Source organism: Paraburkholderia sp. 31.1, from assembly GCF_014397645.1.
Taxonomy (GTDB): Bacteria; Pseudomonadota; Gammaproteobacteria; order Burkholderiales; family Burkholderiaceae; genus Paraburkholderia; species Paraburkholderia tuberum.
On sequence record NZ_VZQN01000028.1, the window covers coordinates 24,718 to 45,014 of the forward strand.

Consider the following 20,297-nt stretch of genomic DNA (forward strand, 5'->3'; position numbering starts at 1 on the left):
AGCATGTCGCACGGCATAACTCGCGGCCTGACCATGGCTATTGCCACAGCACCTTTTCTTATCGCTTGCGGCGGCGGCAAAGCCGACAATCCGGGCTCCGTCACACCGGCGCAATGCGCGGGCGCGAGTTGCGGTACGCAAGGCGCGCCGACGCCCAGCGCTAGCACCGCGACGCTGTGCCCCGACACCGCGGACCTCGTCAAAAGCACTTACCTCGGCGGCGCCGGCAGCGGCGAAATCGTTCAGCTGAATATCAACGCGACCGCGATGACCTACACGCTGAAGTGGCTCGAGTCGCCGATTCCGCTCACCAGCGCGAGCGTCTCCGTCACACGCAGGGGCACGCAGATCACGGGCGCGGTGATTCACCCGCCCACCGGCATGCTGCCGACCGCCGAGCAGACACGCTGCGCGTTCATCCTCGGCGCGGGCACCGGCACCGCGTCGGACGGCACGACCTACACGACGCCCGACTTCGTCGACAACCCGAACCCGCCGATGATCCTGATCGGCAAGGGCGTCGCGGGCGGCGGGATTCCAGGCGCGACGATCCAGTATGCAGGCATCACGCTGCTGCCCGGCGTTCCCGCCATTGGCGCGGTCAACAAGCGGCACTTCGACTTCTATCCGTTCCTCGGCTTCGCGAGCACGACGACCGACATCACGAAGCTTGCCGGCACCTACAACGCGCTGCTGTACCACCTGTCGCCGACCGCGAACTACGAAACCGTCGCCACGAACGCCGTCGAAACCTTCGACGCGAGCGGCAACTGCACGTCATCGAGCGCGGCCGGGTGTCTGAGCACCGGCAACCCGTTGACGCTGAACAGCAACGGCTATTTCGACAGCGCCGACCCGCCGCAGATCGTGCCGGGCACCGGCGCCGCCAGCAATCCGCTGCGCACCGGCAAGTACGGCACCGCGCACATGATCCTCGGCCAGCTCAACGGCGCGACGGTCCCGCTCGTGGTCCGCACCGGCTTCGTCGACACGAGCAACCTGATCTCCCCGCAGGTCGACGACGAATCCGGCATCGCAATGCTCGCCGCGGCGACGCCGCTCACCTCGGGCGGCTTCGATGGCGGTTACGTCGGCGCGGATTCGAACTTCAAGTACACGGCGACGCTGGTCCAGGGCGCGGCCGCGACATTCATCAATCCGTCGACGTCGGCCGCGGAAAGCTCGGTCGGTTTGAGCTATGGCGCGTCGAGCCCCGGTCTCGTCAACGTGCAGGACGGCACCGGCAACACCGATCTCGCGATCGCGTCGGGCGGACTGTACGCGACGGTGATTCAGGGCGAGGAAAACGGCGGGATCAGGTCGACGTCGGCGAATGCGGATACGCCGAGCGCGCCGTACTTCGGCATCGGCGCGCAGATCAGCAAATAAAAGCAACAGGCACCCGCTGCGCGCAACGCGCAGTCGACCCGCGCGGCTCAGTGCGGGACACATGAAACAGACGGTGGCCGGAATGGGAGCCGGCCACGGACAACGAGAACATTCGGGAGGCGGTATGAATTCGAAAATCATTTCGGTGCTCGCTCTGTGCGCACCGTTGCTGGGCGCGTGCGGCGGCGGCGGCAGTAACGGCGACGGACCGATGACCGAAACGCGGCTGTGCCCTGCGTCGCTCGACTACGGCACGGTCTTCACCGGTGGCGGCGGAGACGGTGAACTCGTCAAACTGCAGCTCGATACGACGAAGATGACGTGGCAGATCAGCTACATCCAGTCGCCGATTCCCGCCACCACCGGCACCGTCGCCCCGACGCGCGCGGGCCAGGTCGCGAGCGGCTCCCTGACCCAGGAAACGCGGCTGCCGACCAACAAGCTGAACCAGTGCGCGTTCCGTCTGAACGGCGCGAGCCTCGATGCGAGCCGGCCGGCGCGGATTTTCGTGGGCGAAGGCGTCGTCGTCGTGGGCGCCGGTGTTCAACGCGGGCCTTGCGTACAACATCACCGTGCACTGGGGGCTCGTTGCGTCGGTCACGTATATCCCGCTGAAGACGACGTCGTCGGTCATCATCAAGGCGGCCGATGGGACGGAGCTTGGCGTGTCGAAGGCGGATCTGGGCGCGAACCCGATCACTTCCTTCCTGGCCGTGTCGTATAAGTTCTGAATTTGATTTTCCGCGATCGCGGCGCCGCTTTGGGCGCGCGGCGAATTCCGGGCAAAAAAAAAGCCCACCTAAGTTGGCGGGCTGAATCCATATCAGAGGAGACATGGAGGAGACAAGACGAACTATAGCAGACCGCTTGGTGCGTTGCAACATGCAAATTAGGGTTGACCCTCAATGTTGCAGACATACAACGGTCATATGGGTACGGCTCAGTTTTTCCTTGTCTGCCGACACGCGCGGTGCTTAGTGCCTCACCAGCGCCATCATCGCGCCGAAACCGACGAACACACCGCCCGTCAGCCGGTTGAACATCCGCGCGACGCTGCGGCTCTTCAATCTGGCGCCGATGCGCGTGCCAAAACCCGCATACACCAGATACCAGCTGACCTCGATCGACGCGAACGTCGCGAGCAGCACGCCGAACTGCGGCAACTTCGGCTGGGTTGCATCGATGAATTGCGGCAGCAGCGCGGCCGCGAACAGGATCGCCTTCGGATTGCTGCTCGCGACCAGAAAGCCGTTGCGAAATAGCGCGAAGCGCGAGCGCGCGGGCCTGGCCGTCAGGTCGTCGACGTTGTGCGCGGCGGTTTCGTCGGCCGGCGCGCGCCATGCCTTGATGCCCAGATACACGAGGTAGGCCGCGCCGATCATGCGCAGTGCGTTGAACATGGTCGGCCATGCCGCCAGAAACACGCCGAGCCCCGCCGCCGATACCGCCAGCATCAGCACCAGCGCCGACAGACAACCGGCCATCGTCGCGCTCGCGCGACGCAGGCCGTGCTGGGCGCCGTGCGTCATCACGAGCAGCATGTTGGGACCGGGAATCGCGGAAACGACGAAAACGGTGGCGGCGAACAGCCACCAGGTATGCAGAGTCATCGAAATCGGGTGTCGGGGGATCGGGCGGCTATTATGCCTTGCCGCCCAGCGCGACTCATGCGGCCACGTAGCGTCGATCGCTCGCGTCCGGCGATTGACGGTGCCGTCAGCGGCCGGCCCGACGCGTCGCGACCTGACCCAGCACCGCGAAATCCTTTTCGCCGTCGCCGTGCGCGATCGCCTCGATCAGGCTGTCGCGAACCACGCTCGCGACCGGCATCGGCGTTGTCACCGCATCGGCGGCGGCGAGTGCGAGGCGCACGTCCTTCAGTCCCAGACGCGCCTTGAACAGCGCCGGCTCGAAGCGCTGCTCGGCGATCAGCTTGCCGTAGCCCGAGTACACCGGTCCCGGAAACAGGCCGCTCGTGATCACGTCGAGAAAGTCCTGCATCGCGAGGCCGTGGCCCGTCACGAGCGCGGCCGCTTCGCCGAGCGTCTCGATCGCCGCGCCGAGCATGAAGTTCGCGGCCAGCTTCATCACGTTCGCCTGCTGCGGCAGCGAGCCGATGCGCCAGGTCTTCTGGCCGAGTGCGTCGAAAATCGGCTGGATCCGGTCGATCGATTCGGCCGGGCCGCCGGCGACGATCGTCAGCTTGCCCGCGGCCGCGACGTCGGGCCGCCCGAGCACCGGTGCGGCGACGTAATGCACGCCGCGCGACGCGTGCGCGGTCGCCAGCTCCTCGGCGAGCGCCACGGAAATCGTCGCCATATTCGCGTGGATCAGCCCGCGCGGCGCATGTTCGAGCAACGACGCGGTGATGACTTCGCGCAGCGCGGCATCGTCGGCGAGCATCGAGAACACGGCGTCGCCCGCAAACGCTTCAGCCGGCGTCGCGACGACTTGCGCGCCCAGCCCGGCCAGCGGCTGGGCCTTTTCCGGTGAGCGGTTCCACACGCGCACCTGGTGCCCGGCTTTCAGAATGTTTGCAACCATCGCGGCGCCCATCTCGCCGAGACCAATAAAACCGATGTCCATCTATCGCTCCGTCTTCTAAAGAACCCGAAGTAGAGCACACTCATGCGACAAGCGCAGGACAACGCGCAATCCGAGCGGTGCGATACTGCAGGCATGGTCACCGCGACATTCCGCTTCTACGAGGAGCTGAACGACTTCATCGCCCGGCCGCTGCGCCGGCGCGCGTTCACCTGCGTCTGCGCGCGCGGCGCAACGACCAAGCACATGATCGAAGTGCTCGGTGTGCCGCATACCGAGGTCGAACTGATACTGGTGAACGGCGACTCGGTTGGTTTCGATCATCCGCTCGCCGACGGCGACCGCGTCGCGGTCTATCCGAAATTCGAGGCGCTCGACATCCAGCCGCTGCTGCGCGTGCGCGAGCGTCCGTTGCGCGTGATGCGCTTCATCGCCGATGCGCATCTCGGCGGCCTCGCGCCGCTTCTGCGGCTTGCGGGCTTCGATACGCTGTACGACAACCACTTTCCCGACGCCGATATCGAGGCGCTTGCCGCCGCGCAGCAGCGCATCGTGCTGACGCGCGACCGCGAGCTGCTCAAACGCCGCAATATCACGCATGGCTGCTACGTGCGCGCGCTGCGGCCGCGCGAGCAGTTGCGCGAAGTGTTCGAGCGGCTCGACCTCGCGCGCAGCGCGCAACCGTTTCGGCTATGCCTCGTATGCAACGCGCCGCTGCGACGCATCGCACGCGAGGAAGCCGGCCTGCGCGTGCCGCGCGGCGTGCTGCAGCGGCACAGCCGCTTCGTGACCTGCGATGTATGCCGACGCGTGTTCTGGGAAGGCACGCATTGGCAGAGGATGCGCGCGTTGATGGACAGCGTCTCCGCCGGCGCACCGGACCGTGTCGGCTGACGCCCCGCGCTTGCGTACAATGCGGGTTGATCTATTTGGCAGAGGCCTTTCCGATGATGAAAAAAACCGACCTTGAAAAGAACAAGGCGCTGAAACTGGGCAACGCGATGAAACAGGCAACCGCTAACCGCGGCGGCAAGAACGCGGCGACCGAGCCGAAGATCGACCGGCGCGAGCAGCGCAAGCTCGATCAGGCGCAAGGCCTCGTCCCGTTTGCGTGCAAGCTCAACGGCGAGCTGGTGGAGGAGCTGAAAACGCGCGCCGCCAGTCATCCGGACGGCCTGAACGGGCTGCTGGATGAAGTGATCCGGCGCGGGCTCGCGGGCTGATCTTCCCGCGCGCAAAATCCGCCGCAACAGCAAAAAGGCCAGAGCGCGAGCTCTGGCCTTTTTGCTGGCAACGCATCTGCCGCCACCGGCTGCACCGACCGGCAACCGGTGCGGCGCAGCGCTATGTCGCGCCCAACGAGCGCGCGTTGGCTTAGTTCTGCACGCCCTTGTCGTTCGTGCCTGCTGCCGAAGCTGCGGCGGAAACGTGTGCCTTCTTGCCGTGGGTCTTCAACTGCTTGACGTGGTGCTTCTTCGGTGCGCTTGCTGCTTCCATAGCAGCGGCATCCGATGCCTGCGCGAAAGCCTGAACGGAAACGAGTGCGATCGAAGCGGCTGCGAGCGAGACGATAACTTTTTTCATGTGTTGATCCCCAAACCAGACGACTGAGTCAATGTGAATGAATACAGCTGCACGGTAGAGCGGCTGGACTTCGAGGTGCCTTGTGCTCCCCGCGGGAGAGTATTACCCAGGCGTAGGCGGTTTGTCATGCGCAAAACTCGATATGTATTTTCCGGGAGACAGCCTGCTTTCAGCCTGCTTTCATCTACCTGCAAGGCGCACCAAGGACCCTATCAGGTCCCCGTGAAGCCGCCGCCCGCGCGCCTCGCCGACCGCTTCGCGGCGCTCAAACCAGGTTCCGCAGCAGGCTCGCGGTCTCCTGCAGCGCCGGCAAAACGCGGTGCAGCGCGGCGTTCGCCGACTCCTCGCCGATCGGCATGCTGACGCTGATCGCCGCGACCACCGTACCGTGCCGGTCGCGCAGCGGGACCGCGACGCCGCGCACACCGATCTCGAGCTGCTGGTCGGTGACCACGTAGCCGTTGCGGCGGATTTCGCCAAGCACTTCTCTGAGCCGTTCGACGGTCGAATAGGTGTACGGCGTGAAAACCTTGATCGGATACGACGCGAGCCACGGGTCGATGCTGTCGGGCGGCTGGAACGCGAGCAGCACGAGCCCCGCCGACGACAACGGCGCCGGCGCGCGCGAGCCGGTCACGAAGCCGACCGCCATCGCCCGATTCACGCCGTTGCGCGCGACGTAGACGACGTCGTGTTCGTCGAGGATCGCGACCAGCGCGGTTTCCTGCACGGTCGCGGTGATCCGCTGCAGGAACGGTTGCACCGTGCGCGGCAGCCGCGCCGAATCGAGGTAAGACTGGCCGAGCCGCAGCACGCGCGGCGCGAGCCAGAACAGCTTGCCGTCTGTGTCGACGTAGCCGAGCTCGCGCAGCGTCAGCAAATAGCGGCGCGCAGCCGTGCGCGACAGGCCGGCGCGCACGGCGACCATCGTTGGCGTCATGCGCGCGTGCTCTTCGTCGAATGCTTCGATGATCGCGAGCGCCTTCGCGGCGCCCGCGATCCAGTCCTTGTCGTCCATGTCGTTTGCTCGTGGAAGGAGCGGGGGATCGCGGTCCGGTCCGCAAGTCGCTTGATTACCGCGATCCGCAGGCCGGCGACCGCACGGCCGTTGCGCGATTATCGCGCGACTCGCGGGGTTTGCCTGCCCGGCGCGCGACGCCCGCGTATCATGTGAGCGATTCCTTACCGGCTGAGCACCGCGTGGCGCGCCTGCGCGGCTTCCCAGCGCGATCCCAAGACAAATCAGAAGAAATCTTGAATCCCGATACCCGCCAACACCTGCGCGCGAACGTGCTGATGCTGATCGCGGCGATGATCTGGGGCTCCGCGTTCGTCGCACAGCGACTGAGCCTCGATACGATCGGCCCGTTCCTGTTTACCGGCTTGCGCTTTCTGCTCGGCGCGCTCGTCGTGCTGACGATGATCGTCTGCGTGCGCCGCGCGGCGCTCGCCGAGCTGACGAAGCGCGCGCCCGGCGGAGCCCGCGAACTGCTTGGCGCGGGCGGGCTGCTCGGCGTCGTGCTGGCCGTGTCGATCTCGCTGCAGCAGATCGGCCTGCAGTACACGAAGATCGCGAACGCGGGCTTCATCAGTTCGCTGTATGTGGTGATCGTGCCGCTGCTCGGCGTGCTGTTTCGCCACCGGACTGGCCTCCATACGTGGCTTGGCGCGCTACTGGCGGCCGTTGGCATGTACTTCCTGAGCGTCGACGAGCACTTTTCGATGCTATACGGCGACTGGTATCAGCTCGCCGGGGCGCTGGTGATTTCCGCGCAGATGATGCTGGTCGGCCGCTTCGCGGCGCGCCACGACACGCTGATGCTCGCACTCGCGCAGTTCGTGACCTGTGGGCTCGTGTGCCTGTCGATCGGCCTTGCCATTGAACCCGTTAGCGCCGCGGTAATTGCGCGAGCCGCGCCGACGATCGCGTACGGCGGTGCGTTATCGGTGGGCGTCGCGTATACGATCCAGGTGGTCGCGCAGCGCTACGCGGCGCCCTCGCATGCGGCGGTGATTTTCAGCATGGAAGGCGTGTTCGCGGCGTTTGCGGGCTGGCTCGTCCTCGGCGAAACGCTGACGACTCGCGCGTTGTTCGGCTCTGCGCTGATGCTCGCGGGATTGATCGTGTGTCAGATACTGCCGGGCTGGAAACGCGCCCGGCAGCGTGCGCCGCAGGTGATGTGATTTACAGCGTTATAAAACGATTCGACGCCAACGCTCGGTGCGCGGATGCGCGCCGACAGGCGTCTTGCCCCTTCGCCCAACTATGCCGCGCGCGGATGAGCGAATAGGCTCGGCGTATCGGCGGTTGGCGGAAACACGCACCAGCAGCCGTCGTCGTGGCGAAAGAAGAACAGACCCCGCCCGCCCTGTTCCGGCGACGTCTCCACCCGCACATAGCGCCGCCCGCCCGCGCGTGTGCGGCTGAACTCCGTCACGCGAACCGGCTCGGCCGGCGATGGCGAAAGCCACTTCTCGACCAGAAACCGCAACGACTGTTCGCTCGCGGCTCTCATGATCTGCTCCGGAACAGCTTGTCGCGCTGCGCATCGCGCGCGGACTCGGGACTGTCGTCGTCGCGAGCGGCGTCGCCGTTCTCGGCGGCCTCGGCGGCTGCCAGCGCCATCATCCGACTCGTCGCGACCGCACGCAACGAGCTGCAATGGGCCGCATGTCGAAGGTCCGACAGAAGACGGACTAGCTGTCGTGCTGATCTGCGTCTCATACATCCCCCGCACTGCACCAGAAACCTCACAAAGCACTTTAACTCTATGCCGGATTGTTCGTTGGGCAAATGATTTTGACTAAATAGCAACAGTCGCGCTTGCAATAAGAAGGCGCGCAATCTTCGTGCCGCGTTATCAATGTGCGCGTTCGGTGGGCGGAAATCTGTGCGTTGGCGAGCGCTTCGCGTCGCGCGAAGCGTCGATGCGGGAGCAACGGGAAGTGTCGGTCGGAGACTTGTTATCCACAGCGACCTCTGAATAACTTCGGGATAGCGCGACGAACAGCCTGTGCGCGAAATCTTGATAAGGATCAGGGTCGGCTAACGGTGTTCGAACTTATCCCGGTTATGTAGTTTTTCTACCGACGTGTTCCGCAGGGTTATAGGTTTCGCATGATGTTGAAGCGGCGCGACATTTGCGACTTATCCACAGAATCGGTTGACCCTTGTTAACTACTACTACGTATGTATACGTATCAAGTAAACACCATAAGGTGAATATCGCTGCGCGCCTGAATCAGAGGCTGATCGGACCTTGATCAGCCTCGATGCGAAAGCCGCTGCGCCGCTGTCACGGCACCAGAGGCGCCGTGCCGCTCGCGGGTTCGATCGCTGCAGCCTGGCCAATTGGGTCGGCGGGCTGGACCGGCGAGGATGTCGACGGTGTCGTCAACGGAACCGGTGCGGGTGCGGTTAACTGCACTGGCGCGGGCGCTGACTCGACCGCCTGAGCCGCAGCTGGTGGCGTCACGGCGACAGGCTTGTCGGTCGTCGGTTGGGCGAGCGCTGGTGAGGTCGTCTGAACCGGCACGGTCGGCGTCGCTCGGACTGCAGCGGAGGTGGTCGCCGCTACCGGCTCGGGCACCGGCTCAGGGATCGTCAGTTGAAGCGGCGCTGCTACCGGCATCGGCAGCATCCGCGTCTCGATCGGGCTGCTCGTCACCGGCTGCGTGCGCACGACCGTCTGCAAGTAATGATCGACGAGACCGAAAAAGCGGTCATAGAACTTGCCCGACGGAATCGTCTCGCTCGAGATCTTCACCATCGCGTCGCTATTGGAGCGAATCGGCAGCGACAGCGAACCGAGCACGCTGAGCCCGACGCTCGCCGACGTATCGCTCTTCTTCAATGCGAAGCCGTTCTGCACCGCGTTCACGTACACGATGCTGGTATCGGCCACCTCTTCGCCGGGCGTGCACACGACGTGAAATTCAACGACCACGTGCGAATCGCCGGTCGGCTGAAAATTCTTCGTGCCGTCGACGGTATCGGGACGCGACATCGTCGTCAGATAGCCTTGGCTCAGCAATGCGCGGCGCGCGGCTTCGCAGCTATCGCCCGTACTCGAATTGAAATTGCGCGCGTACGGGCTTGCGCCGGTTTCGAATAGTTCCTGAGTGAATTTGGGTTGCGGCGTGCTGCTGCATGCCGTGAGCGCGACCAGCCCGAACAGGGCCGCGGCGGTGGTGCGGGAAAAGGGGTTCTGCATGATCAGTTGCGAGAAGCGCCTCGTGAGCGCGAATGGAAATGCATTGTAGAGCGGGCAGCGTCACGTGCGTAAAAAGCGTGCAAGGTACAGCCCGGACCCGATTGCAGCGGGTAACACCACGTCAACTTGAAGCACGCTGCCGCGCCCTCGCAGTGCATGCGGGCGAAAATGCGAAAGAAATCGCGCGTGCGTGCCTAGTTCGACGTCGTGCGCGTCGAGCCAATCGTCGCGGCCGAAGTCGACCCAGAGGTCGCGGCCGCCGATGCCCCGGCTGCCCCGCTCGCGGCGGGTGCCGCGGATGCAATGAGCGCCGCCGGCACGCTGAACGCGTCGGCCCACGGGTTCGCGCTGGCGCAACGATCCGCCTCGCACGACGCGGCCCGCCCAGCGGCCCCGGAAGCGCCGTCAGCGGGTGTCGCAACCGCCGCGAAATCCTCCACGCGCAGATTCACCTTCTGCGCATAGGCCTTCGAGCCGCCATAGCTCTTGAGCGCGGTATTCAGATCGCCGTTCGCCGAGCGCATGTAGCCGTACAGAATCGCCGAGCCCGCTTCGATGTTCGCACCCGGCTCGGTCAGATCCTTCACGTTGCGCAGCAGGCCGCGGTGCGCCTGCGGCACGACCTGCATCAGCCCCGTCGCGCCATTGGCGCCGCGGGCTTTTTCCTTGAAGCGGGATTCGATCGAGATGATGGCGAGCAGCAGCGCCGGAGGAAGGGAGTATTTGTTGGCGGCGGATTGCACCGCGTCGGAGATCTTTTGAGCCTTTTCTTTGCCCACACCGAACTTCTGCGTCAGGTACGCCGATATTCGGTCGGTGTTTTCGTCGGCCGCCGCGGTTTGCGTGAGGCCGAGCGAAAGCACGATCAGGCAAAGTAACCGGCTCATAGTGGACGTCGGAGGAAGCAAAGATCCGCGCATTATAGCGCCGCGGCGTCGGGCGGCGCCTTTCGTCGGCAATTTTTGTCTTTTAAATCAAGGGTGAGCGGATCTCGTCCCGCTTTCCGATGCGTTCATTTGACCGCTTTTGACTTCAGGTCATAGCCGTCGCTCAGCGTCGCGAGGAACGCGGCGACGTCGTCGATATCACGCTCGGACCAGACCGGACGCTCGCCCGTTTTGCGCGTCAGCGGCTCGTCGGTCGTATCGACGTTCACGCGCAGTGCGATCGGCAGATCGTTGAATTTGTCGACTTTGCCGTGCGCGTCCCTCGGATACCACTTGTCCGGGTTCGTATCGCGTTGCACGTAGAAACGCAACGCCTCTTTCAGCGTGTGGAAGCGACCGTTGTGAAAAAACACGTGGCGCGTCGCGGTATTGCGCAGCGATACCGACTTGAACAGTCCGCAGTTCAGCTTGTCGCTCTGATCCGTACGCAATGGTCCGCACAGGCCCATGTCGAAATACTTCGGATCGGCGTTGACCTTCAGTTCAGCGTTGCGCGGCACGCCAAGCGCCTGAAAGTTGAAGTCGGTGAAAAGCGGATGAGCGCCGTTCACGCCCGACTGGTCGATATGACAGGATGCGCAATTGCCGCCGGCGGGGTCGTCGAACAGTTTTTTGCCGCGCAGCTCTTGTGCAGTTAGTTGCACTTTCCCGTCCAGGTAGTAGTCGAACTTGCTCGTGTACGGATGAAAACTCGGGTCTTCGAGCTCGAAGCGCTCGATCGCGTACATCGCCTGGGTGAACGCCTTGGTCGGATCGGCAAAAATGTTCTGGCCGAATACTTCCTTGAAGCGCGCAGCGTATGGCGCGCGCTGCATCTTCGCGAGCAATGCGGCCGGATCCTTGTTGGCCATCTCGTTCGGATTGAACAGCGGGAAGTTCGCCTGATCGTGCAGATAGTTGAAGCGCCCGTCCCAGCCGAAGCCGCCGACCGGCGCGTTGTCCGTTTCGCTGAGCCGCTCGGACAGGCTCGCCGCCTGCGCATGCGTCCAGATCGGCGTACGGTTCAGCACGTAGCGCAGGCTCGGCACCGCGCGTGTGCCCTGCTGATGCAAGTCCGTGCCGCCCAGTTGCGCGGCGAGACCGTTGGGCGGCCCGTACGCGTGCTCGGGACTGTGGCAGCTCGCGCACGACATCTTGCCCGAGGCCGACAGCGCCGGATCGAAGAACATCAGTTTGCCGAGCGCGGCGGCGTCGCTATAGACGGGCTTCGCATCGGCGGATGTCGGTGTCGCATTCGACGCAACAGCGGGCGCCGCACCGGCGCCCCCCAGTAACGCGCCGCCCATCAGGGCGGCGAGCGCTATCCGACGCGCGCTCGCGCGCGCCGTGAATCGCATGACAGAAGACAGCATCGAGTCTTTTACAGGTTCGTGAAGATGTCGCTGCCGAACCCCACCAGACCGGCCTGTCCCGCATAACCAAGGTGGTCGAGCTGGAAGATGTCCTCGATGCTCTTCAGCATCGAATAGTGGTTGTACGGCACCGTGGACACCGTACCCGGCTTGATGAACTTCGAGATCATCACAGCGCCGGTCTGGTCGCCGCCGTAGCTCGACTTGGTCAGGTTGATCGTGATGCCGTTATAGGCGAGCGACGAAGTCTCCGGGAACGACGGCAGGTTCGGGCCGGGTTGCTGGCTACAGCAGGTCGTGCCCGCAAATACCAGATCCTCGCCCGACGCGGACTGCGTGACCGTCGCGTAGCTGCTTTCGTCGAAGTTGATGATCAGCAGGCCATCCTTCTGGAACGCCGGCGATGCGGTAATGATCGGCACCCACTTCTGCAGGAACGTGTTCGCGCTCGTCAGGCCGCCCGGCTGGCCGTTCACGCAAGGTGCGTCGTGGCCGTCGTCGCACAGGTTCGGCGTGATCAGGTTGAAGTTCGCCGTGGTCGAGACCGATTGCAGATCGTTCTGCAGGTTATTCAGATTGACGACGTGCTGTCCGCAGTCCGGCGAATCGATGATCGAGTGGAAGTACATGAACGGATTGTGGCGCGTCGCATACTGGTCGCCGAGCGGCACGGCCGCGCTCGGCGCTTGGGCCGACTGCGTGAGGTCCGTCGTGTTCAGCGTCGGATGGCCGCAGGTGGCCGCTTCGCGCGACGGATCGTTGCCCATGTCGCCTTCATAGCCCTTCCACGTATAGCCCGCTGCCTTCAGCTGGTCCGGCAACGTCTTCACGCTCGCCGGATACACGCAGCCCGAGCCGATCGCCTGGCCATCGGACGTCATGCCGGTCAGCTTGAAGTCCTGATAGGTCATGCAGTCGTTGTCGGTCTCGTTGGTCGGCGACTGGCCGCTGATCATCGAGATGTAGTTGTCGAGACTCACGTGGCCCGTGCCGTAGTACTGCTGCACGAGCGCGCCTTGCGATGCCAGTGTTTGCGCGAGATACGGCGCTTTGGTGTTGGCGCCGAATGTGGTCGCGTAGTTTTCGTTTTCGAGCGTGATCACGAAGACGTGGCGAATCTGCTGCTGTCCGGTCAGTTGCAGCCCGCCGGACGAAGAAGACGAGCCGCAGGCGGCCACGATCAAAGCGATTAAAGCCGCGCAAGCGGCCATGATGAATGCGCGTAGCCCAATGCGGTGTGACATGTTCGTGGCCCTCTGTTGCTGTCTTTTTGTTGCCCTGTCGGGAATGCGGTTCTATTTGCGGGCAGACTTTATGGAGCGCCTATGACATTGCCGTGAAAGTTGACATTAGTTCACCGATAAAACCATTGGCGAACCAGCGGGTTGCCCACTCGATTCGCGCTTCGCGCCGATTTGAGACAATGCGCGTCGGCCGCGCGCATCGTTGCACGCCGCCTCAACGAACAACCGATGTTTTCAGCTATGAGCAAGACCGCGTTTATTCCCAGCGTCCCGGGCACGTCGGAGGACGACTTCGAGATTTCGGCGAGCGCGAAAATGGCCGGCTACCGCCGCTTCTTCGGCGTATTGAAGGTGGTGCGCACGACCGACGGCCGCGTGCTGTTTCCATTCGATGGCGCGCCCGAACTGGGCCCACACGCGAGCCGACTCGAAGCGCTCGCGGCCGCGCAGGTGTATGGCGAACACATCGTCGCGAGCGATCTGGCGCGGCCGGAGTTGTAGGATTCGTCGATCACCCGGCGATTTGCCGATACGCGAAAAAATGCGGGTGGGTCAGCGCACGCGTACCCGGTTTGCCGCGCCGGCCCCCGCACGCGCGGCGAGCACACCACCGAGCACGCCGCCGACATGGCTCTGCCACGACACATCCGGATAGATCGGCAGTACGCCGAACAGCAGGCTCAGACCGTAGCTGCTGACGACGACCAGGGCCACGAGGATCGACACGAGATTGCGCGTGTAGTAACCACGCGCAACCAGGTGACCCGCATAGCCGAACACCAGCCCGCTCGCGCCGATATGCACCGAATACGGCGCGCCGAATAGCCACGCGCAAAGACCGGCGCCGAGCATCGCGCCGATGGTCGCGCGCCAGAAGCCGGCGATATCCGGCCACGTACACAGCCAGCCGAGTACGACGAGCCCGCTCGTGTTGGCGGCGATGTGTCCGACGCTCGCATGCAGCCACGGCGCGAACAGGATGCCCTGCAAGCCGTCGAGCGAACGCGGCACGACGCCGTGCTCGTTCAGATGCAGGAACGGCAACGCAACCGACAGAAAGAACACCGCCCACATCGAACCGACGAACAGCGCGATCAGCACGACGCGTGACTTCAGCTTTTCGGTTAGCGTGTTGGGAGATGAGGTCTTCATGATGACGAGGCCACGTGGGATGTCGACCGAGGGTAGTCGATGTGGCGTCGTCACGTCGAGGCATCGTTGCAAGACAGATGCCGACGGTGTTTCGTCCGCCGGACCGCATGGCGGCGCGGCTGATTGCGTGAGCTTGCGGCCCGGTTTGCCGCTACGTCTTCGTCACTCCACCGTCACCGACTTCGCCAGGTTCCGCGGCTTATCCACATCCGTGCCACGCGCACAAGCGGTGTGATACGCGAGCAACTGCAGCGGCACGACGTGCAGGATCGGCGACAGCAAGCCATAGTGCTCTGGCATCCGGATCACATGCAGCCCTTCGCCGTTGACGATCTTCGTATCGGCATCGGCGAACACATAAAGCTCGCCGCCGCGCGCGCGCACTTCCTGGATGTTCGACTTCAGCTTTTCGAGCAGCGCGTCGTTCGGCGCGACCGTCACCACCGGCATCGCTTCGGTCACGAGCGCCAGCGGCCCGTGCTTCAGCTCGCCAGCCGGATACGCCTCGGCGTGGATATACGAAATCTCCTTGAGCTTCAGCGCGCCTTCGAGCGCGATCGGATAGTGCATGCCGCGGCCGAGGAACAACGCATGTTCCTTGCGCGAAAACTCCTCCGACCACGCGATGATCTGCGGCTCCAGCGCGAGCACGCTGTTGAGCGCCGCCGGCAGGTGGCGCAACTGCTTCAGATAACTCGCTTCCTGCTCGTCGTTCAAACGTCCGCGCAGCTTCGCGAGCGTTGCCGCCAGCGTGAACAGCGCAACCAGCTGCGTCGTGAATGCCTTGGTCGACGCGACGCCGATCTCGCGGCCCGCGTGCGTGAGGAACGACAACTCGGTCTGCCGCACCATCGCGCTCGTGCCGACGTTGCAGATCGCGAGCGTGTGCTTGTGGCCGAGCCCCTGCGCGTGCTTGAGCGCCGCGAGCGTGTCGGCGGTTTCGCCCGACTGCGAAATCACCACCACCAGCGACTTCGGATTCGGCACCGACTCGCGATAGCGATACTCGCTCGCGATCTCGACCTGAGTCGGAATCTTCGCGAGCGATTCGAGCCAGTACTTGGCGGTGAGCCCCGAGTAGTAGCTGGTGCCGCACGCGAGAATCAGCAGGCTGTCGATGTCCGCGAACACCTGGCGCGCGCCCTCGCCGAAGATCGACGCATCGAACGCGTCGGCCTGCGGAATCGTGTCGGTGATCGCGCGCGGCTGCTCGAAGATTTCCTTCTGCATGAAGTGGCGATACGGGCCGAGTTCGACCGCGCCGCCATAGGCGGCGACCTGGCGCACCTCGCGTTGCGCGGCCTCGCCCTGGCGATCGGCGATGCGCACGCCATCGAGCGACAGTTCGCAGACGTCGCCTTCCTCGAGGAAGATGAAGCGCTCGGTGCTGCCTGCGAGCGCGAGCGCGTCCGACGCGAGGAAGTTTTCGCCGTCCCCGAGCCCGACCACGAGCGGCGAGCCCTGACGCGCGCCGACCACCGTATGCGGCTGATCCTTGTGCAGCACCGCGATCGCATACGCGCCGTGCAGTTGCGCGATCGCCTCGCGCACCGCAGCGAACAGGTCGCCGCGATACAGGCTATGGACCAGGTGCGCGATAACCTCGGTGTCGGTCTGCGAGACGAACTCGTAACCCTTGCCGCGCAGCATTTCGCGCAAGGTCTCGTAGTTTTCGATGATGCCGTTGTGTACCAACGCCAGCGCATCCCGCGAGAAGATCGGGTGCGCGTTGTCGGTGACCGGTGCGCCATGCGTGGCCCAGCGTGTATGCGCGATGCCCGTCACGCCTTCGAGGCGACCGTCGCGCACCTGGCCTTCGAGGTCGGCCACGCGCGCGACGCTGCGCGCGCGGCTCGGCCCGCGAGCGCCGAGCACGGCGACGCCGCACGAATCGTAGCCGCGATATTCGAGGCGTCGCAGTCCTTCGATCAGGACGGGAACGATATTACGTTGCGCAACCGCGCCGACAATGCCGCACATGGTGTATTCCTTTTCAGTGCCGGATTCAGTGAGCGCGCCTCGTGGGCACGCCGTATCGATCAGCTTTTCTTTTTGACAGGGCGCACGTAGCCCGTCTTGCTCGTCTGGGTTTTATCGTTCAACACCAGCGCGTCGGCGGCGACGTCCTTCCACACCGTGGTGCCGGCCGCGATCGTCGCGCCGCGCTGCACGCGCACCGGTGCGACCAGTTGCGTGTCCGAGCCGACGAACACGTCGTCCTCGATCACGGTGCGGAATTTGTTGGCGCCGTCGTAGTTGCAGGTGATCGTGCCCGCGCCGATATTCACGCGCGCGCCGACATCCGCATCGCCGAGGTAGGTGAGGTGGTTGGCCTTCGAGCCATGACCGAGCACCGCGTTCTTGATCTCGACGAAGTTCCCTACATGAGACTCGTCTTGCAGCGCCGCGCCTGTGCGCAAGCGCGCATATGGACCGACAACGGCCTTCGCGCCGACTTGCGCGCCTTCGATGTGCGTGAACGCATCGACACGCGTACCGGCGCCGATACTCGCGTTGCGAATCACGCAGTTCGGCCCGATGCTGACGTTGTCGGCCAGCGTCACACGGCCTTCGAACACGCAGTTGACGTCGATCGACACGTCGCGGCCGCATTCGAGCGTGCCGCGCACGTCGACGCGCGCCGGGTCGGCGAGCGTCACGCCCGCGACGAGTAGTGCGTCGGCGACATTGCGCTGATGAATCCGCTCGAGCTCGGCGAGCTGCTGCTTGCTGTTGACGCCGAGCGTTTCCCACTCGTCGTCGGGCTGCGTGGTGACGACTTCGAGGCCGGCTTCGATCGCCATTTCGACCGCGTCGGTCAGATAGAACTCGCCTTGCGCGTTGTCGTTTTTGAGCGCCGCGAGCCAGCCGGCAAGGCGCGCGGTCGGCGCGACGATGATGCCGGTGTTGATTTCGGCGATCTTCAGCTGCTCGGGACTCGCGTCCTTCTGCTCGACGATGCGTTGCACGTTGCCGTGCTGATCGCGCACGATGCGGCCGTAACCGGTCGGGTCGTCGAGCGTGACGGTGAGCACGCCGTAGCCGTCCTGGCCGGCACGCCCGGTCAGTGCGCGCAGCGTTTGCGCACGCGTGAGCGGCACGTCGCCATAAAGCACCAGCGTGGGCAACGAAGGATCGAGCAGCGGCAGCGCCTGCTGCACCGCGTGGCCGGTGCCGAGCTGTTGCTCCTGCACCGCGAACTGGATATCGGGCGCCGCGACGGCTTCGCGCACGGCTTCGGCGCCGTGGCCGATCACGACGATCAGGCGGGCGGGCTTCAGCGCGCGGGCGGTGTCGATGACATGAGCGAGGAGCGGCCGGCCGGCCAGAGGATGGAGCACCTTGGGAAGCGCGGACCGCATGCGCTTGCCGGTACCTGCCGCCAAAATGACGATGTTCATGGCGTCGGCAAATAGACGAGTTTGGAGCGGACGATTCTATCATGCTGCACCTGCAAAAAAGGCCGCAGACGCGGCCTCGGCATGGCTTGCAAGCCAGCGGAAATGCGCCGGAATGCCGCCGGAACAGGCACTTTTCGCTCGTTACAGGTCGTCGAACTGGACCAGCGAAATGGTCTTCGCACTGGTGAGCGGCGCGCCTTCGTCGCCGCTCGAGCATGGTTCTTCGTCGAACGCGATGTCACCTTGCGGGTCGGCTTCGCCGCTCGCGCGCAGCCCCGCGAACGCAAACAGCTGGCGATCCATCAGATGCGACGGCACCACGTTCGACAACGCATTGAACATGTTCTCGATGCGGCCCGGGAAACGCTTTTCCCAGTCGCGGACCAGCGCCTTCATTTCCGCGCGCTTAAGGTTTGGTTGGCTACCGCACAGATTGCACGGAATGATCGGGAATTCACGCAACTCGGCGTACTTCTCCAGATCGGTTTCCTTCACGTAGGCGAGCGGCCGGATCACGATGTTCTTGCCGTCGTCCGATTGCAGCTTGGGCGGCATGCCCTTCAACTTGCCGCCATAGAACAGGTTCAGCAGCAGCGTTTGCAGGATGTCGTCGCGATGATGGCCGAGCGCGATCTTGGTCGCGCCGAGCTCGCCGGCGACGCGATACAGGATGCCGCGCCGCAGCCGCGAGCACAGCGAACAGGTGGTCTTGCCCTCCGGCACGAGCCGCTTGACGATGCTGTAGGTGTCCTGATTCTCGATGTGAAACGGGATGTCGAGCTGGGTCAGATACTCGGGCAGCACGTGCTCGGGGAAGCCCGGCTGCTTCTGGTCGAGGTTTACCGCGACGATGTCGAAATTGATCGGCGCGCGCTCGCGCAGCCGCATCAGGATCTCGAGCATCGCGTAACTGTCCTTGCCGCCCGACAGGCACACCATCACCTTGTCGCCGTCCTCGATCATGTTGTAGTCGCCGATCGCCTGGCCGACCTGGCGCGCGAGACGCTTGAAGAGCTTGTTGTTCTCGTACGCTTCCTTCTGCTCGCGGCGCGTGAGCGGCGATTTCGGGGCGCGGGCGGCGCTCGGTGCCGCGGTGGCGTCAGCGGCTTCGTTGTCTGCGGTCAGGAGTTCCGGTGCGTTCATCGCTCAGTCCTCCTTGATGCGGAAGACTTCGACGCCGACCGCATCGCAGTCCGGATACACGTCCGGCTTTTCGGTCGACACGCGCGCGCCGCGCACCTGCGGATGTTCGAGCATCGCGCGCACGAGGTCGTCGCACAGCGTTTCCTGCAGATGAATATGGCCTTGCGAGACGCGCCTCGCGATCGTCGAGCGCATGAAGTCGTAGTCGACGACTTCGGTGAGCTTGTCGTGCACCGGCGTGGACATCGCGAGCGGCACGAACAGTTCGACGTTGATCACGACGCGCTGCTCGCCGCGCTTTTCGAAGTCGTGCACGCCAATGTTGATGTGCACTTCGTAATTGCGCAGAAAAAGCCGGCGGCAATCGGCGAGCCGGGGGTGCGAAAGAGCGGCAAACATGTTCGTTCCAGTCCAAAAAAGCGTGCGGGGCACGCAAAGGGGCGCTTCGCCACACGCGATGACCGCCTCGAAGGCCGGCCACGCGCGCGTGTCAGGCGCCCGTCAAAAACATCACGTCGCGCGGCAGCGGCACGAGATGCTGCCCGCCGTCGACCACCAGCGTCGTTCCGGTCACGCCGGCTGCATCCGCGAGATACAGCGCGGCGGCGACGATATCCTCGGGCCGCGACGCACGGCCAAGAGGCGTCATACGGTGAGCGGCCTCGAACCCGTGCTGGGTCTGGTCGCCCGATTGCATGGTCAGCCCGGGCGCGAGCCCGACCACCCGGAGCTTCGGCGCGAGCGCCTGAGCGAGCGCGACCGTCGCGGTCTGCAGCGCCGCCTTCGACAGCGTGTACGACAGATAGTCCGGGTTCATGTTGTACAGCTTCTGATCCAGCACATTGATGACGACGCCGCGCTGGCTTTCGTCGCGCAACGCCGCATCGGGCGTCGCGTCGTAAAGCATGCGCGCGAGCACGAGCGGCGCGCCGACGTTCGTCGCGGTCAGCTTCAGCAGCAGCTCGTAGCCGACGTCGCGCGCCGTGTCTTCCTCGAAGCGCGACGCGTTATTGACGATGCACGACGGCCGCCCGAGCGCAGCGGCGCAGTCCGGCAGCAACCGGGCGACCTGCGCCTCGTCGCCGAGCTCGGCGTGCAGCGCGACCGCGCGGCGGCCGAGCGCGACGATCTGCGCGACCACTTCGTCGGCGTCCTCACGCGAGGCACCGTAGTGCACGGCCACGTCCCAGCCGCGCGCGGCGAAGCCGAGGGCGAGCGCGCGCCCGATGCGGCGCGCGGCGCCCGTAATCAGCACGACGCGGGGCGTTTCGGGCGGCAGTTCAGCCGCGCGGGCAGCGATGTCCGGAGAAACGGTCATTTACAATGC

Annotated in this window: 20 protein-coding genes and 2 pseudogenes; 7 read left to right on the plus strand and 15 right to left on the minus strand. The window is 64.6% G+C overall.

The window, feature by feature from the left end; translation table 11 throughout:
* Window positions 1-3: 3 nt before the first annotated feature.
* The 3 genes and pseudogenes from F6X37_RS21680 to F6X37_RS21690 all read left to right on the plus strand — a co-directional run.
* A complete protein-coding gene (locus F6X37_RS21680) occupies window positions 4-1,389 on the plus strand; it encodes a DUF2957 domain-containing protein (protein WP_187612707.1) in 1,386 nt (461 codons plus the stop codon).
* 124 nt (window positions 1,390-1,513) lie between these two features.
* Window positions 1,514-1,942, plus strand: a pseudogene (locus tag F6X37_RS21685) (DUF2957 domain-containing protein); the annotation flags it as partial.
* A pseudogene (locus F6X37_RS21690) lies at window positions 1,902-2,120 on the plus strand (OmpW family outer membrane protein); the annotation flags it as partial. The pseudogenes F6X37_RS21685 and F6X37_RS21690, both read left to right, overlap by 41 nt.
* Before the next feature lie 243 nt (window positions 2,121-2,363).
* On the opposite strand, the gene F6X37_RS21695 reads toward F6X37_RS21690, so the two are convergent.
* Together F6X37_RS21695 and F6X37_RS21700 are read right to left on the minus strand one after the other, a co-directional pair.
* Window positions 2,364-2,999 (minus strand): LysE family translocator, encoded by a 636-nt coding sequence (locus tag F6X37_RS21695; RefSeq protein ID WP_184034702.1) that lies wholly within the window; start codon window positions 2,997-2,999, stop codon window positions 2,364-2,366.
* 106 nt (window positions 3,000-3,105) lie between these two features.
* Window positions 3,106-3,975, minus strand: coding sequence for an NAD(P)-dependent oxidoreductase (locus tag F6X37_RS21700; RefSeq protein ID WP_184034705.1), 870 nt, complete (start codon window positions 3,973-3,975; stop codon window positions 3,106-3,108).
* Window positions 3,976-4,068: 93 nt separating this feature from the next.
* Here F6X37_RS21700 and F6X37_RS21705 point away from each other — a divergent pair, with 93 nt between their 5' ends.
* Together F6X37_RS21705 and F6X37_RS21710 are read left to right on the plus strand one after the other, a co-directional pair.
* Window positions 4,069-4,827: a Mut7-C RNAse domain-containing protein gene (locus tag F6X37_RS21705; RefSeq protein ID WP_187612748.1), complete on the plus strand. Its 759-nt coding sequence runs from the start codon at window positions 4,069-4,071 to the stop codon at window positions 4,825-4,827.
* A 53-nt stretch (window positions 4,828-4,880) separates the two neighbouring features.
* Window positions 4,881-5,156 (plus strand): hypothetical protein, encoded by a 276-nt coding sequence (locus F6X37_RS21710; RefSeq protein ID WP_018418694.1) that lies wholly within the window; start codon window positions 4,881-4,883, stop codon window positions 5,154-5,156.
* A 151-nt stretch (window positions 5,157-5,307) separates the two neighbouring features.
* On the opposite strand, the gene F6X37_RS21715 is transcribed toward F6X37_RS21710, so the two are convergent.
* The gene (locus F6X37_RS21715) at window positions 5,308-5,517 is read right to left on the minus strand and encodes a hypothetical protein (protein ID WP_184056380.1); all 210 of its coding nucleotides are present in this window, start codon (window positions 5,515-5,517) and stop codon (window positions 5,308-5,310) included.
* Window positions 5,518-5,782: 265 nt separating this feature from the next.
* Window positions 5,783-6,535 carry an IclR family transcriptional regulator C-terminal domain-containing protein gene (locus tag F6X37_RS21720; RefSeq protein ID WP_187612708.1) on the minus strand — a complete coding sequence of 251 codons (753 nt, stop codon included), beginning with the start codon at window positions 6,533-6,535 and terminating at the stop codon, window positions 5,783-5,785.
* 236 nt (window positions 6,536-6,771) lie between these two features.
* Here F6X37_RS21720 and F6X37_RS21725 point away from each other — a divergent pair, with 236 nt between their 5' ends.
* The gene (locus F6X37_RS21725; protein WP_187612709.1) at window positions 6,772-7,701 is read left to right on the plus strand and encodes a DMT family transporter; all 930 of its coding nucleotides are present in this window, start codon (window positions 6,772-6,774) and stop codon (window positions 7,699-7,701) included.
* 80 nt (window positions 7,702-7,781) lie between these two features.
* Here F6X37_RS21725 and F6X37_RS21730 read toward each other — a convergent pair whose 3' ends face one another.
* The 5 genes from F6X37_RS21730 to F6X37_RS21750 all read right to left on the minus strand — a co-directional run bounded on the left by F6X37_RS21730 (window position 7,782) and on the right by F6X37_RS21750 (window position 13,274).
* The gene (locus F6X37_RS21730; RefSeq protein WP_090802601.1) at window positions 7,782-8,033 is read right to left on the minus strand and encodes a hypothetical protein; all 252 of its coding nucleotides are present in this window, start codon (window positions 8,031-8,033) and stop codon (window positions 7,782-7,784) included.
* Window positions 8,034-8,813: 780 nt separating this feature from the next.
* Window positions 8,814-9,731, minus strand: coding sequence for a DUF2242 domain-containing protein (locus F6X37_RS21735; protein WP_187612710.1), 918 nt, complete (start codon window positions 9,729-9,731; stop codon window positions 8,814-8,816).
* A 194-nt stretch (window positions 9,732-9,925) separates the two neighbouring features.
* Window positions 9,926-10,618 (minus strand): lytic transglycosylase domain-containing protein, encoded by a 693-nt coding sequence (locus F6X37_RS21740; RefSeq protein WP_187612711.1) that lies wholly within the window; start codon window positions 10,616-10,618, stop codon window positions 9,926-9,928.
* A 125-nt stretch (window positions 10,619-10,743) separates the two neighbouring features.
* Window positions 10,744-12,030, minus strand: a complete 1,287-nt coding sequence (locus F6X37_RS21745; protein ID WP_262419982.1) for a cytochrome-c peroxidase — start codon at window positions 12,028-12,030, stop codon at window positions 10,744-10,746.
* Between the two features lie 8 nt (window positions 12,031-12,038).
* Window positions 12,039-13,274, minus strand: coding sequence for an alkaline phosphatase family protein (locus F6X37_RS21750; protein WP_187612712.1), 1,236 nt, complete (start codon window positions 13,272-13,274; stop codon window positions 12,039-12,041).
* A gap of 240 nt (window positions 13,275-13,514) precedes the next feature.
* On the opposite strand from F6X37_RS21750, the gene F6X37_RS21755 reads away from it, so the two are divergent.
* Window positions 13,515-13,775: a DUF6723 family protein gene (locus F6X37_RS21755; RefSeq protein WP_090805534.1), complete on the plus strand. Its 261-nt coding sequence runs from the start codon at window positions 13,515-13,517 to the stop codon at window positions 13,773-13,775.
* Window positions 13,776-13,826: 51 nt separating this feature from the next.
* Here F6X37_RS21755 and F6X37_RS21760 read toward each other — a convergent pair whose 3' ends face one another.
* The 6 genes from F6X37_RS21760 to F6X37_RS21785 all read right to left on the minus strand — a co-directional run bounded on the left by F6X37_RS21760 (window position 13,827) and on the right by F6X37_RS21785 (window position 20,288).
* Window positions 13,827-14,426 carry a rhomboid family intramembrane serine protease gene (locus F6X37_RS21760; protein WP_187612713.1) on the minus strand — a complete coding sequence of 200 codons (600 nt, stop codon included), beginning with the start codon at window positions 14,424-14,426 and terminating at the stop codon, window positions 13,827-13,829.
* Between the two features lie 162 nt (window positions 14,427-14,588).
* Window positions 14,589-16,406: a glutamine--fructose-6-phosphate transaminase (isomerizing) gene (gene glmS / locus F6X37_RS21765; RefSeq protein ID WP_187612714.1), complete on the minus strand. Its 1,818-nt coding sequence runs from the start codon at window positions 16,404-16,406 to the stop codon at window positions 14,589-14,591.
* A 59-nt stretch (window positions 16,407-16,465) separates the two neighbouring features.
* Window positions 16,466-17,827 (minus strand): bifunctional UDP-N-acetylglucosamine diphosphorylase/glucosamine-1-phosphate N-acetyltransferase GlmU, encoded by a 1,362-nt coding sequence (gene glmU / locus F6X37_RS21770; RefSeq protein WP_090802592.1) that lies wholly within the window; start codon window positions 17,825-17,827, stop codon window positions 16,466-16,468.
* Between the two features lie 141 nt (window positions 17,828-17,968).
* Window positions 17,969-18,970 (minus strand): tRNA 2-thiocytidine(32) synthetase TtcA, encoded by a 1,002-nt coding sequence (gene ttcA / locus F6X37_RS21775; RefSeq protein ID WP_187612715.1) that lies wholly within the window; start codon window positions 18,968-18,970, stop codon window positions 17,969-17,971.
* 3 nt (window positions 18,971-18,973) lie between these two features.
* Window positions 18,974-19,369 carry a dihydroneopterin aldolase gene (locus F6X37_RS21780; protein ID WP_090802589.1) on the minus strand — a complete coding sequence of 132 codons (396 nt, stop codon included), beginning with the start codon at window positions 19,367-19,369 and terminating at the stop codon, window positions 18,974-18,976.
* Between the two features lie 91 nt (window positions 19,370-19,460).
* Window positions 19,461-20,288, minus strand: a complete 828-nt coding sequence (locus F6X37_RS21785) for an SDR family oxidoreductase (RefSeq protein ID WP_090802588.1) — start codon at window positions 20,286-20,288, stop codon at window positions 19,461-19,463.
* Window positions 20,289-20,297 lie beyond the last annotated feature (9 nt).

Excerpts from the sequence above, each read along its gene's own strand:
- F6X37_RS21680 (WP_187612707.1), top strand. The coding sequence starts at position 4 with ATGTCGCACGGCATAACTCGCGGCCTGACCATGGCTATTGCCACAGCA.
- F6X37_RS21695 (WP_184034702.1), bottom strand. The coding sequence starts at position 2,999 with ATGACTCTGCATACCTGGTGGCTGTTCGCCGCCACCGTTTTCGTCGTT.
- F6X37_RS21700 (WP_184034705.1), bottom strand. The coding sequence starts at position 3,975 with ATGGACATCGGTTTTATTGGTCTCGGCGAGATGGGCGCCGCGATGGTT.
- F6X37_RS21705 (WP_187612748.1), top strand. The coding sequence starts at position 4,069 with ATGGTCACCGCGACATTCCGCTTCTACGAGGAGCTGAACGACTTCATC.
- F6X37_RS21710 (WP_018418694.1), top strand. The coding sequence starts at position 4,881 with ATGATGAAAAAAACCGACCTTGAAAAGAACAAGGCGCTGAAACTGGGC.
- F6X37_RS21715 (WP_184056380.1), bottom strand. The coding sequence starts at position 5,517 with ATGAAAAAAGTTATCGTCTCGCTCGCAGCCGCTTCGATCGCACTCGTT.
- F6X37_RS21720 (WP_187612708.1), bottom strand. The coding sequence starts at position 6,535 with ATGGACGACAAGGACTGGATCGCGGGCGCCGCGAAGGCGCTCGCGATC.
- F6X37_RS21730 (WP_090802601.1), bottom strand. The coding sequence starts at position 8,033 with ATGAGAGCCGCGAGCGAACAGTCGTTGCGGTTTCTGGTCGAGAAGTGG.
- F6X37_RS21735 (WP_187612710.1), bottom strand. The coding sequence starts at position 9,731 with ATGCAGAACCCCTTTTCCCGCACCACCGCCGCGGCCCTGTTCGGGCTG.
- F6X37_RS21740 (WP_187612711.1), bottom strand. The coding sequence starts at position 10,618 with ATGAGCCGGTTACTTTGCCTGATCGTGCTTTCGCTCGGCCTCACGCAA.
- F6X37_RS21745 (WP_262419982.1), bottom strand. The coding sequence starts at position 12,030 with ATGCTGTCTTCTGTCATGCGATTCACGGCGCGCGCGAGCGCGCGTCGG.
- F6X37_RS21750 (WP_187612712.1), bottom strand. The coding sequence starts at position 13,274 with ATGTCACACCGCATTGGGCTACGCGCATTCATCATGGCCGCTTGCGCG.
- F6X37_RS21755 (WP_090805534.1), top strand. The coding sequence starts at position 13,515 with ATGAGCAAGACCGCGTTTATTCCCAGCGTCCCGGGCACGTCGGAGGAC.
- F6X37_RS21760 (WP_187612713.1), bottom strand. The coding sequence starts at position 14,426 with ATGAAGACCTCATCTCCCAACACGCTAACCGAAAAGCTGAAGTCACGC.
- glmS (WP_187612714.1), bottom strand. The coding sequence starts at position 16,406 with ATGTGCGGCATTGTCGGCGCGGTTGCGCAACGTAATATCGTTCCCGTC.
- glmU (WP_090802592.1), bottom strand. The coding sequence starts at position 17,827 with ATGAACATCGTCATTTTGGCGGCAGGTACCGGCAAGCGCATGCGGTCC.
- ttcA (WP_187612715.1), bottom strand. The coding sequence starts at position 18,970 with ATGAACGCACCGGAACTCCTGACCGCAGACAACGAAGCCGCTGACGCC.
- F6X37_RS21780 (WP_090802589.1), bottom strand. The coding sequence starts at position 19,369 with ATGTTTGCCGCTCTTTCGCACCCCCGGCTCGCCGATTGCCGCCGGCTT.
- F6X37_RS21785 (WP_090802588.1), bottom strand. The coding sequence starts at position 20,288 with ATGACCGTTTCTCCGGACATCGCTGCCCGCGCGGCTGAACTGCCGCCC.